Source organism: Caldanaerobius fijiensis DSM 17918 (assembly GCF_900129075.1).
GTDB lineage: Bacteria > Bacillota > Thermoanaerobacteria > Thermoanaerobacterales > Caldanaerobiaceae > Caldanaerobius > Caldanaerobius fijiensis.
The window spans coordinates 1-14,190 of sequence record NZ_FQVH01000040.1 but is presented as its reverse complement, the minus strand read 5'-3'; the positions used below and the strand labels follow the sequence as shown (position 1 = coordinate 14,190).

Below are 14,190 nucleotides of genomic sequence, written 5' to 3'. Positions count from 1 at the left end.
CATTTTTAAAAACCTCCTTCTCGGTTTGTTTTATTTTTGAATTCTTACCAAGAAAGAGGTTTTTAATCATTTTACACAAAATTTTTTACAGTCTCGGAAAATACGTCTATTACTTAAAATATTTGTCTAAATCTTCTGTTTTTTCTATGTCGAAAATATCTTCGGCAATTCTATCAAGAATGTTGCTATCAGCATTTTTTATCATTTCTTCATATTTTTTCGGAAGTCCTTTCAATTTTTTGTTTAACTGCTTTAAAATTGTGTTTCTTAAACCTTCTTTAATGCCTTCTTTTATGCCTTTTTCCATACCTTCTTTGAGTCCTTTTTCAATTATCATTTTGTATATTGATGATTCTTCGAGCCTTAACATTTTTTCCGCCTCCTCAAAAATTTTCTTTATAACTTCCTGACTGTATACTATACCTGAGAGTAGTTCAGCTTTAAACAGAATATCTTTCTTTTTATTGGTACTTACAGGTACTCCTTTGATCAAATCAACGCACATTTTAAGATATTTTTCTCCTGCTTTTGTCCTTTCCTTCCTGTCAGCAAGGGGTAGTAGTGGATAAAGATCAAAATAGCCTGTTTCTGCAATGTTTGAAAATGTGAGATCTCCCACATCCAATATCTTGTACCTATAGTCGAGTTTGTTATTGCCAAGTGTATAACTCAAACCATTGTCCATTTGGACTATACAAATATATCATCTGCCATGTCTGAAAACATATTTTTTACAGTCAGATCGTATGTTTGAGACATTTTATCCCCATTTTCTTCTACTCTTGTAATATTATATCACATGTGTTCAAAAAAGAACATGTTGCATTGGTTTATAAAAGTATCAAATAATGTACAGAAAAAAATACAAAGAATCTTTATAAAAAAGAAGGATTTTTAGGATAAATGTAGAATTATAAGAATAAAAGTTGATGAGAGTTGAATTTTGTAAGTATAAGTATTGTGACAGGATCCGCTAGATTCTTGAGGTTGTTTCGGCGCCCAAGGTTCGATGCGGTGGTCATATTTGGTAAAAAATTGGCAGGAGCAGAATATGCTTGTCATGCCAAAGGGCGCCGTATTGCCTAAATTCAAAAAGTGAATATAATCTGGACATCAGCAAGGTTGTATTTCAGAAAGTAGAAGGTGAAAAGCACCTTTTATTTTTTTACGAAATTTGCTGATAGATAAATTATGGGGGAGCTTATGGAGGAACAATGCAAAAGAGTACATTATGACGAAATTCTAAAAAACCTGTTTAATATATAAGTTGACGATATATGCTATCAACTCGTTGTTTAAAAAGGAATTTGATAAAAGTGTACGTATTGAACCTTTAAAAGAGGAATATGTTAGAATGGACTATTCTAGAGCAATATGTGATAAAGTGGTATTAGTAGATGAAGACGATGGTAAAAAGAAGTATCATATAGAGTTTCAGACATTAAATGATAGGGCTATAGTAATAAGAATGATAGATTATGGTTTCGGAATAGTAATAGATGGATTTGATTATAATAATTTTCCGAAAGATAGTGAAATAACCATAGAGTTTCCATCCCAAATAGTAATATTCCTTAAGAAAGGTCCGTCGATACCAAACGAATTGAGACTAAATATAAAAATGCCTTATACAGGAGAAAAGATTGAGTACAAGGTGCCAACATTTAAAACGTGGGAACATGGTTTGGAATATTATAAAAGAGAAGAGTTATATATAATGTTTCCTCTGAAGGTTATAGATATAAGTGAATATATAGAAAAAATAAAAAGTGGAAAAATTAACGAAGAAGAAAAGAAAAAGAGGCTGGAAGAAGCTAAAAAAGAATTAATTTTCTTGATAGAAGAAATAATAGAGGAATTGAATAAAAAAGCAATAGCCGCAGTTTCCACCTATAACAATGTTTAGGTGGAGTAAGGCATCATAACTGCTAATCTGATGAAGTATTCTGTTTTTGTATGCTATAATTGTACTAGAAGAAAAATTTGTAAAGCTGGTGTTGGCATGAAATGCATCAAAACCGTGAAATTCAAAATCAAAATAACGGACAAATCCTTCGGTGATACCATATTCATATACAATAAAGCATTGTCTTATATAATCAACGTGGTCAATAACGAATGGGATTTCATATCAACACTATCAACGGCAAAAGAGCAGTTAAACTACACAGAAAAGCTGATACACAATACAAAGAAAAACGAGGCTAAATATGATTTTGACAGCAAATTCTATAAGTTCCCTTCGTATTTAAGGAGAGCCGCCACAGCTGAAGCTCTTGGTGCGGTGAAAAGCTACCGCTCGAATTTAGAAAACTATTTTGAGAAAAAAGCACAGTATGAAGCAAAAGGGAAGATATTGAGAGAAAAACTACCCGTGTTGGGCATAACAAGATACTCATTTCCCGTACTCTATAAAGACAACATGTTTGAGCGTACGGGAAATAATACAGCAAAGATCAAGGTATATAAAAATAACGACTGGGTGTGGCACGATATAGAATTTAAGACAAAAGATCTTGAGCATAGGGACATGACAAATTTCAAAGAAATGAATCCTGCTTTGGTAAAAAGTGGGGGAAAATATTATCTCCATTTCACTTACGAAAAAGAGGTTAAGTTAAAAGAAACACCGCTTAAAGATAGAACGATAATATCGGTAGATATGGGTTTGACCAACTCTGCCGTATGCAGCGCCATGAAGTATGACGGAACTGTCATAGGAAGATTGTTTATCAATCAGCCTATAGGAAAAGACCGTCTGCTTCATAAGATAAACAAGCTGGCAAAAGCGCAGAGGATATCAGGGGTTGGGAGAAAACCGAACCTATGGAGAAAGATAAACAACATAAACAGTCAAATAATAAACGACACAGCGCATAAGATCATAGAATTTGCCCTAAGGCATAATGCCGATGTGATAGTGTTTGAGTATTTAGGTAAGCTCAAATCAAAGGAAAACTACGCTCGAAAGATGAGGATAAAGCTTCAATACTGGGCAAAGAGAAAGATACAGGACAAGGTATGTGATATGGCACACAGTTACGGAATACATGTATCATGGGTGAATCCCAAGAACACATCGGCATTAGCATTTGATAGAACAGGGAAAGTAACGAGAAATGGCAAAAAAGACATATGCGAATTTACTACAGGTAAAAAATATCATGCGGATTTAAACGCATCGTACAATATAGGTGCAAGATACTTTATTCGAGAGATATTAAATCCTCTTTCCGAAAGGGAGAGGTTGCGGGTATCAGGCAAAAGTTCCTGATACTGTAGCGAGAAGCCAGCAGACCCTGTCTACATTGATTAGTCTGGTTAAAGCCATGCAGTCACAGTGTGATTGCGTTGCGTGATCAGACCGTATTTATGACAGGTAGTTCCGCTGTTAATGCAGTGGGAAGCCTCATCTATAACACTTTGTGTTTAGATGGGGAGGCTTCACGGACGAGTTTAGAAATGGTCAATATAATATTGGAAGAATTAAATAGTATACTGGTTCAAATGAGTAATTTATCTATAGAATTATACGGTGAGGATTATGACAGAATAGAAAGTGAGGTGGACAAAATGATAAAGACGTATATTGATCCTGAAATTTATAGGAAGGGTATGATAGAAGGTATAAAAGAAGGCATGAAAGAAGGCATGAAAGAGGGTATGAAAGAGGGTATAAGAGAAAAGGCAAGGCAAAAATATTACTCAAGCAATTATCAAAAAGAGTAGGAATTTTACCAGATGATTTGAGTGAAAAAATAATGAAATTAAATGAAGAGACATTGGAACAAATAGCTGATGATATATTTGACATAAAGAGTATAGAAGATTTAGCCAAATATCTTAAGCAATAGAAAGGTATATATTACCTTTTATTTTTATAGCAGAAGAAATTGATTAGACGAAATCATAATTTAATGAATAAAGAAGCTGCTGATTTTTTAAATGAAGTATTGTATTATATACATAAGTTTAAGACATATAAGTTTGCAACGCAGAGAAAAGGTGTTATTTGTCTTAAATGTATTAATGATATTAATGGCGAAAGTTTTGATAAAAATAAGGGAAAAAATTCTGAAAATAAAGGATTTGGGGTTATTAATACTATAATACGTATGAATGAAATAAATTAAGGATTAGGATATAAAAACTGTAAGAAATATTAAAGAAGATATTAAACTAATTTTAAAAGCGAAAAATATTTTTAGGTATTTGCAAAAAATTATATAAATAAAAGTATTTAATGTTAGCAAAAGTTTAATCGAGAAGAAAATTTTGTTGATACACTATCTAAAATCAAATTAGAGAGTTGATCGGAGCAAAATATCTTTATTATGTAAAAGATAAACAAAATCTATTAAAAACAAATTCTAAAATGTTGGCTTGGATATGATTAGGGGAGGAAAATATTATGAAGGTTGTTATTTTGGCTGGTGGTTTTGGTACACGTTTAAGCGAAGAAACAGATATAAAACCAAAACCAATGGTAGAAATAGGTGGGAAGCCAATACTCTGGCATATTATGAAGATCTATTCGACATATGGGCACAATGATTTTATAATCTGCCTTGGATACAAAGGTTATGTGATAAAAGAGTATTTTGTTAATTATTACATGCATATGAGCGACCTGACAGTAGACTTTTATGATGGTGGCATAAAAATACATAATAATCATGCGGAACCATGGAGGGTAACTTTAGTAGATACAGGGTTGAATACGATGACAGGAGGGAGAATTAAAAGAGTTAAAGAGTATATTGGAAATGAAACATTTATGCTCACGTATGGGGATGGAGTGGCGGATGTAAATATAAATAATTTAATAGATTTTCACAAAAGCCATGGTAGATTAGCTACATTAACTGCTGTTCTCCCTGCGGGTAAATTTGGCGCATTGAGATTTGGTGAAAATAATAAAGTTGAAGATTTTACTGAAAAACCACCAGGAGATGGTGGCTGGGTTAATGGTGGCTTTTTTGTATTAGAACCTCAAGTTGTAGATTATATAGAAAATGATAGTACTATTTGGGAAAGAGAGCCATTAGAAAAATTGGCGAAAGAAGGTAATCTTTTTGCTTATAAGCATGAAGGTTTTTGGAAACCAATGGATACGTTGAGGGATAAAAGAGAATTAGAAGAAATGTGGAATAGTGGAAAGGCGCCGTGGAAAATATGGGATTAAAGTATTTAATTACAGGAGCTACAGGATTTATCGGGGCTAATATAGTAAGATCGTTTTTGGATGAAAATAATGAAATTCATATTATAGTACGAGAAACTTCCAATCTTTGGAGACTTAATGATATTGTTAAAGATATAATAATACATTACTGCGATATAAACGATTCAGATAAAGTTGAAAGAGTAATATCTGCTTTGAAACCAGATATAATTATACATAATGCAATATATGGTGGATATCCATTTCAAAAAGATAGTATGAAAATTATAAACACAAATTTTTTAGGCACAGTGAATCTATTGAATGCATGTATAGGTTATGGCTTCAAATGTTTTATAAATACTGGCAGCAGTTCTGAATATGGTGGTAAAAATAAACCAATGTCTGAGAATGATTTATTAGAACCAATTGATGATTATGGAGTTGCAAAGGCTGCGGCTACACTTTATTGTCAATCCATTGCAAGGCGGTATAATTTGCCTGTATTTACATTACGTTTATTTTCACCGTATGGTTATTATGAAGAACCGACTCGATTAATTCCGTATATAATTACAAGTTGTTTGAGGAATGAAGATATTAAGTTATCTAATCCTAACCCAGTTAGAGATTTTATTTTTATAGAAGATGTCATAGAAGCTTATAAAACAGTAATAAAAAATGCTCAATATTTGACGCATGGTGATATATTTAATATTGGAACAGGTAAGCAGTACACAGTAAAAGAAGTATTTGAAACAATTAAAGAAATTATCGGTTATAATAAAGAACCATTATGGGGGACCGCTGAAGGAAGGGTAAGTGATACTTTCAAAATTTGGAAAGCAGATGTAACCAAGTCAAAAGAAAAGCTTGGATGGGAGGCTACTCATAGCTTGAAAGAAGGACTTACAAAAAATATTAATTGGTTTACAAATAATTTAAAGTTATATACACGTTGATGAAAGGAAATGATTAAAATGAATACTAAAGAACTTTCGATTGAAAACATAAGTACAATAACAAAAAAGATCAGAAAAAAATTATTGTGGATGCATTGTAAGGCAAATGCTTCTCATATTGGTTCGGCATTTTCTATTGTTGATTTGCTTACAGTACTATATTTTAAGATTTTAAATATTGATCCTGATAACCCTACACGACCGGAGAGAGATCGGTTTATTTTAAGCAAAGGGCATGCTGCCTCAGCTTGGTATGCAGTGTTAGCAGAAAGAGGTTTTTTTAATGTAGAAATGTTAGAGGGATTTGGTGTTGATGGTGGTGCGTTATCTGAACATCCAGATAGATTAAGTGTACCTGGTGTAGAAGCTTCAACAGGTTCGCTAGGACATGGTTTATCGATAGGTGTTGGTATTGCTTTAGCTGGTAAATATGATAACAAAAAGTATAGGACCTTTGTTTTGATGAGCGATGGTGAGTGTCAAGAAGGTTCTATATGGGAGGCAGCGATCTCAGCATCACGTTTAAGATTGGATAATCTAGTAGGGATTATTGACGCAAACAGATTGCAGGCTTATGAAAGAACCGACAATATACAAACAATTTCTTCATTAAAAAATAAATTTGAAAATTTTGGATGGGCGGTACTTGAAATTGATGGACATAATTTGTATGAAATAGAAAAAACATTTAATAATATACCTTTAATGCAAAATAAACCTACAATGATAATAGCACATACAGTCAAAGGTAAAGGAATAAAAGAAATGGAAGACAAATTAGAGTGGCATTATAAGTCACCGAAAGTTGATGATTTAGATAAATTTATAAAAGAGATAGGTGAGTAAATTGAGAACAGCATTTGTCAATACATTAATGAATCTAATGAAAAAAAATGATAATATTTACTTGTTAACAGGAGATTTAGGCTTTTCAGTATTTGATAAATTAAAAGAACAATTTCCCAAAAATTTTTTAAATGTAGGCATTTCCGAAGCTAATATGATAGGTATAGCTGCAGGTTTAGCACTGTGTAATAAACAAGTTTTTGTATATTCTATAATTCCTTTTGTTACTTATAGAGTATTGGAACAAATAAGGAACGATTTATGCTATCAGAAATTACCTGTTAAAATTATTGGTGTTGGCAGTGGATTATCTTATGGGGCTGCAGGAGTAACCCATCATTCAATTGAAGATATAGCAATAATGTCTTCACTGCCTGAAATGACCGTATTAGCGCCTGGTGATCCTGTAGAAGTAAAATTAGCTGTTGAGCAATCTATTAATTTAGAAGGACCATGTTATATTAGACTTGGGAAAAATGGAGAACCAGTTATACATAATGAAAAGAATATTAATTTCAAAATTGGAAAAGGAATTAAATTAAAAGAGGGAAATGATATTTCAGTTTTTGTTACTGGAAATATGCTTGAGACTGCGGTTGAAGTATCAAAAATTCTTGAAAATAATAATTTGTCTGTTGAAATTATAAGCATGCATACCATAAAACCTTTAGACGAGGACATCATTGTTGAATCTGCTAAAAATAAGAAATTAATAGTTTCAATTGAAGAACACATTGAAACAGGAGGATTAGGATCAAAAATTGCTGATGTTTTATTGAAAAATACTATATATAAAAGATTTATGAAATTTGCCCTTCCAGATAAATTTATCCATGAAGTAGGTAGTCAAAAATACTTGAGGCAGTTATATTTCTTGACGCCGGATAAAATAGCAAGTAAAATTTTATGCGAGATAGATAAAGGTGATGAAAGTGATAAATACAGCACTAAATATATATAAGAATAAAAGAATATTAATAACAGGTCATACAGGATTTAAAGGTTCATGGCTTGCATTATGGCTCTATGAATTAGGAGCAGAAGTATTAGGGTATTCATTAGAGCCGCCTACAAATCCTAATTTATTTTCAACAATTAAGTTAGACAAAAAAATACATCATGTGATAGGTGATATACGGGATGAAGAAAAATTGACAAAAATATTTCAGGATTTCAAACCTGAAATAGTATTTCATATGGCAGCTCAGCCTCTGGTTAGACTTTCATATAAAGAACCAAAGCTAACATATGAAACGAATATAATGGGTACTGTTAATGTCTATGAAGCCATAAAAAAAACGGATAGTGTTAAAGTTGTAATAACAATAACAAGCGATAAATGTTATGAAAATAAAGAATGGATATATGGTTACAGAGAAAATGATCCAATGGGTGGTTATGATCCATACAGTTCGAGCAAAGGATGTGTTGAATTAATAACATCAGCTTATCGTAATTCCTATTTTAACAATAGTGGTGTTGCTATAGCATCTGTTAGAGCAGGGAATGTTATAGGTGGAGGAGATTGGGCAGAAGACAGATTAATACCCGATTGCATTCGTTCATTGTCTAAAAATGAGATAATATTAATACGAAATCCAGAGGCAATAAGACCATGGCAGCATGTATTAGAGCCATTATCAGGATATTTGTGGTTAGGGGTTTTGATGTTGAAAGATAAAAACAAATTTAATAGTGGATGGAATTTTGGCCCTAACGATTCCGATATAATTACAGTTGAGGAAATGGTAAAATTGTCAATAAAATATTGGGGAAGTGGTGAGTATAAAATTGATTCTTCAATACACCCCCATGAAGCAAAATTGCTTAAATTGGACACAAGCAAGGCTTTTATGAAATTGAAATGGAAACCAGTATATGATATTTATACAGCTATAGAAAAAACTATTAATTGGTATAAGGCATATTATAACAATGAGAAAGACATGTTGTCATATACAGTTAATCAAATAAATGAATATATAGAAAGCGCAAAAAGAAAAAAATTATTATGGAGTGAAGGATAAGATGGAATCAATAAATAGAGAATCAATATTTAATGAAGTTAAAAAATACTTCAAAGAAAAGGAGGAAACATCAAAACCATTTACAGAAGGTGAAACATATATTCCTGTGTCAGGGAAGGTTTTGGATGTAAATGATTTAATCAATCTTGTAGATGCATCGCTGGATATGTGGTTGACATCGGGAAGATATGCCGAACAGTTTGAAAAAGAGTTTGCACGGTTTTTAGGAGTAAAGTATTGTGCGCTAGTTAATTCAGGATCTTCTGCTAATTTAATTGCAGTATCTGCTTTAACATCATATAAACTTGGTGAAAGAAGATTAAGACCAGGTGATGAGGTAATAACGGTAGCAGCGGGATTTCCCACAACAATAGCTCCGATTGTACAAAATAGATTGGTACCTGTTTTTATAGATGTGGAATTGGGGACGTACAATTATGATGTTAGTCAAATAGAAAAAGCCATAACAGATAAAACAAAAGCGATATTTATGGCCCATACGTTGGGCAATCCCTTTAACCTTGACAAAGTTATGGAACTAGCTAAAAAATATAATCTTTGGGTAATTGAAGATAATTGTGATGCATTGGGTGCTAAGTATAGGAACAAATATACAGGGACATTTGGACATATAGCGACATTTAGCTTTTATCCGGCCCATCACATAACGATGGGGGAAGGTGGAGCTGTTGTAACGAATGACCAAGAATTGTATAAAATAATGCTTTCTTTCAGAGATTGGGGTAGGGATTGCTGGTGTCCACCTGGTAAAGATAATACCTGTAGGAAAAGATTTTCTCAGCAACACGGTGATTTACCATTTGGGTATGACCATAAATATGTTTATTCACATTTGGGGTATAACCTTAAAGTAACAGATATGCAGGCTGCTGTAGGTTTATCACAATTAAAGAAATTGCCTGAATTTATCAAAAAAAGGCAAGAGAATTTTAAGTTATTATATGAAGGATTGAAAGAATTAGAAGATTATTTTGTTCTTCCCAAAGCGACGGAGAACAGTGAGCCGAGCTGGTTCGGGTTTCCTATAACCATAAAAGAAAGCGCATCGTTTAATAGAAATCAGTTGATAGATTATCTAGAGAAAAATAAAATTGGGACGAGGCTATTGTTTGCTGGAAATATATTGAGGCAGCCATTATTCGTAAATAATGATGTAGAATATAGAATTGTAGGTAGTTTGAAGAATACAGATATAATTATGGAAAGGACGTTCTGGATAGGAGTTTGGCCTGGGATAAATGGAAAAATGGTTAAATATATAATAAGTGTAATTGAGAAATTTACAGGGCAAGGAAGGTGACTCTAATGCCAAAAGTAACAGTAGCAATACCTACCTATAACAGAGCACACTATTTAAAAGAGGCTATTGAAAGTGTGTTAGCGCAAACGTTTAAAGACTATGAACTATTAATTTTGGATAATGCTTCAACAGATAACACGGAAGAAGTTGTTAAATCGTTTGATGATGCTCGTATAAGATATATTAAAAATGAAATTAATATTGGAGGAATAAATAATTTTAATAAAGCTTTAGATATGGCAAAGGGAGAATATGTTATAATATTTCATGATGATGATATTATGAAACCAGAGTTGTTAGAAAAAGAAGTTGAAATATTAGATAAAAATGACGATGTTGTTTTAGTTGCAACGAATATAAGCATTATAAATAAAAGAGGTATGATATTGAAACAAAGAGAGAAAGAACTTGATAATGATATTATTTTTGAAAAATATGATTTTATATACAAGTTGTTTAAAGAGAATTTTGTTTTACCATGTCCTACTGTTATGTTAAGAACGGATTTTATAAATCGCAATAATATAAGATTTAGACCAGAAATTGGTCCTAATGCTGATGGTTATATGTGGATGGAAATAAATCTATACAATAAAAAAATATTGTTTTTACATGAACCATTATTAATGTATAGACATCACGAAGGTCAGGATAGTAGTAATAATTTTCTTGATAGAAATATCAAGGGGTATCAATATGCCCTTAAATTAATAAAAGAGAATAAACTTGAGTATATTATTCCATATTTAAAGAAAAACGCTACATATTATTTGATTTCTGTATTATCGAATAAACTTGCATATGGTTATATAAAACGAGATGATTTTAAGAGGTATATAGATAAGTTGAAGGAAGAGGAATTCTGGATAAATGATATTAAAGTTTCATATAAATTAAGATTATTTTTATCTTATTATTGTCCTATAATAGCAATTATTTTGCATAAGGTAAAAATGATTATTACAAATCAAAAATATTATTAGAGGGGTTTATACTATGGAGAAAATTGCAATATTTATTCCTTCTTTAAGAGGAGGTGGTGCTGAGAGGGTAATGCTAAACTTAGCAAGTGGATTAGCTAACAAAAATTATAATATTGATTTAGTGGTTGTTAAATTAGAAGGACAATATATTAATCAAATTCCACAAAATATAAAAGTTATTAATTTAAATTCAAAACGTGCAATAACAAGTATTATCCCATTAATAAAATATATCAAAAAAAATGAGCCTAATGTTATTGTTTCTGCAATGGGGCATATAAATATCGTTGCGATAATTGCAAAGTTATTTATGAACAATAAAACAAAAGTAATAATTACAGAACATACAACATTAAGTTTAGCTAAAAAAGAGTCAAAAAATTTAAAAGAAAAAATAGCAATTAACATTCTAAAATATATTTATCAATATTCTGATGCTATAGTAGCGGTATCAAAAGATGTTGCCAAGGATATGTCTAATATGCTAAATATACCTTTAGAAAAGATAAATGTAATATATAATCCGATAATAAGTGATGATTTGATTAGGAAATCAATGGAAAATGTAAATGATAGTTGGTTTTATCCTGGAGAACCACCTGTTGTTATTTCTGTGGGAAGGCTTACTGAAGCAAAAGATTTTGATACTTTGATTTACGCTTTTAAAAAAATATATGAAAAAATGAAAGTAAGATTAGTAATTTTGGGAGAGGGAGAGAAAAGAAGTTATCTTGAAAAACTTATTCATGATATGGGATTAGATGATGATGTAAAAATACCAGGTTTTGTTGAAAATCCGTATTCATATATAAAACGTGCTTCTGTTTTTGTTCTATCTTCAAAAAGAGAAGGGCTTCCTACTGTATTGGTTGAAGCATTAGCTTGTGGTACACCAGTTATTTCGACAGATTGTTATAGTGGTCCAAGAGAAATACTACAAAATGGGAAATTGGGTAAATTAGTACCTGTTGGAGATGTTGATGCTTTAGCTAATGAAATAATAAAGTTACTAGAAAATAAAGTAGAAAATAGAATGCTTTTAAATGAATTAAAAGATTTCACTTTTGAGAGTAGTGTACAAAAATATATAGACTTGATAAGGAAGGTTTTAGATGAATAATATTAATCAGTTAATCACAAATAAATATAACATTAATTTTTTATTATATATACTTTTAGGGTTGTTAATTGGGTTATTTTCAATAATATTAACTAATTTTATGTATGTTTCATTTAAGGCTTTTTTATTAGGATTAACAATTATATTGTTTTCGATTGTTTTAATAAATAAAAGATCTAAACAATTTGGATTAGCAGATCCATTATTAATTTTTTTGTCTTTTTTTGCAGCATATAATGGATTAATCCTTATTCAATTTGCGTTTGAATTTAATAAAGATTTATTAATTTCTAAAATATATCCACTTACATTTAAATCATCGACAGTTATTTATGCAGGTTATTTAGGAATAATAGCATTGGTAGGATTAATTATTGGAGAAAAGTTATCTGAATTATTTATTAAAAGACAAAAAATACAAATTTTTACCGAAAAAGAATATGTAATAAAAAGAAATGCTTTATTATATACAGGTATTGTAATGTATTGTACAGGTTTAATGTTATTTTTTTTAAATTATCAAAGGGTAGGAGGTTTTTTCCATTATATATCATTACAAAGAGGAGCAGGAATGACTTTATTATCCCAAGTAAGAGGTTCACTTCCGTATAGCAGTTTTATATTTCCGGGGATAGCAATAGTTTATTATAACTTTTTTAACACTAAAGATAAAAAGATTCTGTATATATCATTATTATTTTTATTGTTATGGATAATTTTAATGATAATTCAAGGTGATCGCCGTTATTTAGCCTATTCTTTAATTATAATTTATGGTATTTGGATAATACAAAAGAACATAAAAGTTAGAATAAATAAAAAAATAGTATTTTATGCTATCATTATTTATATTTGCTTGACTTTTTTTGCACAAGTCAGATTTTTGATTTCACCAATAATGAATAATGAAATGAAAATACAAGATGGCATAACATGGATTACTGAACACATAAATATAAATTGGTTTTTACCTGGCGAAAACGAATTTGCAGGTCCGTATTTTACTTTATTGTATTCAATTGAAAATAGAAGCAAATTACTATATGGATCTTCATATGTTAATTCAATAGCAAATATATTGCCAAGAAGCTTATATCCTGGACCAAAACCTCCAACTATAGCACAAGACTTTGCATTATTTATTCATAATAGTTATATGTCCAATTTCCCTTTTGTTATTGGATGGGGTTATAGTCCAGTTGCTGAAGCATATAATAATTTTGGTTTGTTTGGGATTTTTATTATTTTTATAATTTATGGGTTAATTTTATCATTTATTCGTGTTTTTAAAAGGAAAGGATTATTTGGAATTTTAATTTATTCTATGATTTTACCGGAATTAATGAACTTTAATCGAATTGATTTTAGTTCTATACTCCAAGAACTTTTTTTCAATATTATTGGTGTTTTTATTGCCATGTTGCTTTATAAAATATTAAAGGAGCATTCCTGTAATGATTTAAAATGGGCGAAAATGAGCTAAAACGAACTTTGAAAAAATAAGTACCTCCTGATAAAATACAGAGTGTAAGTTCTAGAACTTACCTCGAATTAACGAAAAAACAGGAGGTACTAAAATGAAGTATACACAAAATGAAAAGATTTTGCAAGTGACAGAAAAAACATTAATCGTAGGAGTGGACATTGCTAAAGAAAAGCATCATGCCAGAGCATTTGATTACAGGGGCGTGGAGTACGGTAAACGTCTGGAATTTGGAAACAACAGAGAAGGTATGGAAAAATTTCTTGCATGGGCAATGGATTTGA

Annotated in this window: 15 protein-coding genes and 1 pseudogene; 15 read left to right on the top strand and 1 reads right to left on the bottom strand. The window is 30.8% G+C overall.

Translation table 11 applies throughout. The features are described 5' to 3' along the window. Positions 1-109 precede the first annotated feature (109 nt). A complete protein-coding gene (locus BUB87_RS12135) occupies positions 110-673 on the bottom strand; it encodes a DUF4351 domain-containing protein (protein ID WP_159432412.1) in 564 nt (187 codons plus the stop codon). A 681-nt stretch (positions 674-1,354) separates the two neighbouring features. Here BUB87_RS12135 and BUB87_RS12130 point away from each other — a divergent pair. The 15 genes and pseudogenes from BUB87_RS12130 to BUB87_RS12060 form a co-directional block, all read left to right on the top strand. After that, positions 1,355-1,906, top strand: a complete 552-nt coding sequence (locus BUB87_RS12130) for an RpnC/YadD family protein (RefSeq protein WP_073345855.1) — start codon at positions 1,355-1,357, stop codon at positions 1,904-1,906. Positions 1,907-2,002: 96 nt separating this feature from the next. Then, positions 2,003-3,274 carry an RNA-guided endonuclease TnpB family protein gene (locus BUB87_RS12125; protein ID WP_200792834.1) on the top strand — a complete coding sequence of 424 codons (1,272 nt, stop codon included), beginning with the start codon at positions 2,003-2,005 and terminating at the stop codon, positions 3,272-3,274. Positions 3,275-3,342: 68 nt separating this feature from the next. Then, positions 3,343-3,729, top strand: coding sequence for a hypothetical protein (locus tag BUB87_RS14210; protein ID WP_200792833.1), 387 nt, complete (start codon positions 3,343-3,345; stop codon positions 3,727-3,729). Further along, positions 3,699-3,854 (top strand): DUF4351 domain-containing protein, encoded by a 156-nt coding sequence (locus tag BUB87_RS15135; protein ID WP_084111286.1) that lies wholly within the window; start codon positions 3,699-3,701, stop codon positions 3,852-3,854. The genes BUB87_RS14210 and BUB87_RS15135 overlap by 31 nt, the downstream gene beginning before the upstream one ends. 63 nt (positions 3,855-3,917) lie before the next feature. Continuing rightward, the gene (locus tag BUB87_RS12110) at positions 3,918-4,133 is read left to right on the top strand and encodes a hypothetical protein (RefSeq protein WP_073345850.1); all 216 of its coding nucleotides are present in this window, start codon (positions 3,918-3,920) and stop codon (positions 4,131-4,133) included. A 278-nt stretch (positions 4,134-4,411) separates the two neighbouring features. Continuing rightward, positions 4,412-5,185 (top strand): glucose-1-phosphate cytidylyltransferase, encoded by a 774-nt coding sequence (gene rfbF, locus BUB87_RS12105; protein ID WP_073345847.1) that lies wholly within the window; start codon positions 4,412-4,414, stop codon positions 5,183-5,185. Next, complete coding sequence (locus tag BUB87_RS12100) at positions 5,176-6,126, top strand: NAD-dependent epimerase/dehydratase family protein (RefSeq protein WP_143156701.1); 951 nt, start codon at positions 5,176-5,178, stop codon at positions 6,124-6,126. The genes rfbF and BUB87_RS12100 overlap by 10 nt, the downstream gene beginning before the upstream one ends. Positions 6,127-6,144: 18 nt before the next feature. After that, positions 6,145-6,972 carry a transketolase gene (locus BUB87_RS12095; protein ID WP_143156700.1) on the top strand — a complete coding sequence of 276 codons (828 nt, stop codon included), beginning with the start codon at positions 6,145-6,147 and terminating at the stop codon, positions 6,970-6,972. Position 6,973: 1 nt separating this feature from the next. Beyond that, positions 6,974-7,933: a transketolase family protein gene (locus tag BUB87_RS12090; protein WP_073345840.1), complete on the top strand. Its 960-nt coding sequence runs from the start codon at positions 6,974-6,976 to the stop codon at positions 7,931-7,933. After that, on the top strand, positions 7,905-8,999 hold the full coding sequence (rfbG, locus tag BUB87_RS12085; RefSeq protein ID WP_234946042.1) for a CDP-glucose 4,6-dehydratase: 1,095 nt from the start codon (positions 7,905-7,907) through the stop codon (positions 8,997-8,999). Before BUB87_RS12090 ends, rfbG begins: the two co-directional genes overlap by 29 nt. A gap of 1 nt (position 9,000) precedes the next feature. Further along, a complete protein-coding gene (gene rfbH, locus BUB87_RS12080) occupies positions 9,001-10,320 on the top strand; it encodes a lipopolysaccharide biosynthesis protein RfbH (RefSeq protein WP_073345835.1) in 1,320 nt (439 codons plus the stop codon). Positions 10,321-10,325: 5 nt separating this feature from the next. Further along, entirely contained in the window at positions 10,326-11,303 is a 978-nt protein-coding gene (locus tag BUB87_RS12075; RefSeq protein ID WP_073345833.1) for a glycosyltransferase family 2 protein, read from the top strand. A 13-nt stretch (positions 11,304-11,316) separates the two neighbouring features. Further along, positions 11,317-12,423: a glycosyltransferase gene (locus BUB87_RS12070; protein ID WP_073345830.1), complete on the top strand. Its 1,107-nt coding sequence runs from the start codon at positions 11,317-11,319 to the stop codon at positions 12,421-12,423. Then, entirely contained in the window at positions 12,416-13,906 is a 1,491-nt protein-coding gene (gene wzy / locus BUB87_RS12065) for an O-antigen polysaccharide polymerase Wzy (RefSeq protein ID WP_073345827.1), read from the top strand. The genes BUB87_RS12070 and wzy overlap by 8 nt, the downstream gene beginning before the upstream one ends. A gap of 94 nt (positions 13,907-14,000) precedes the next feature. Continuing rightward, positions 14,001-14,190, top strand: a pseudogene (locus tag BUB87_RS12060) (IS110 family transposase); the annotation flags it as partial.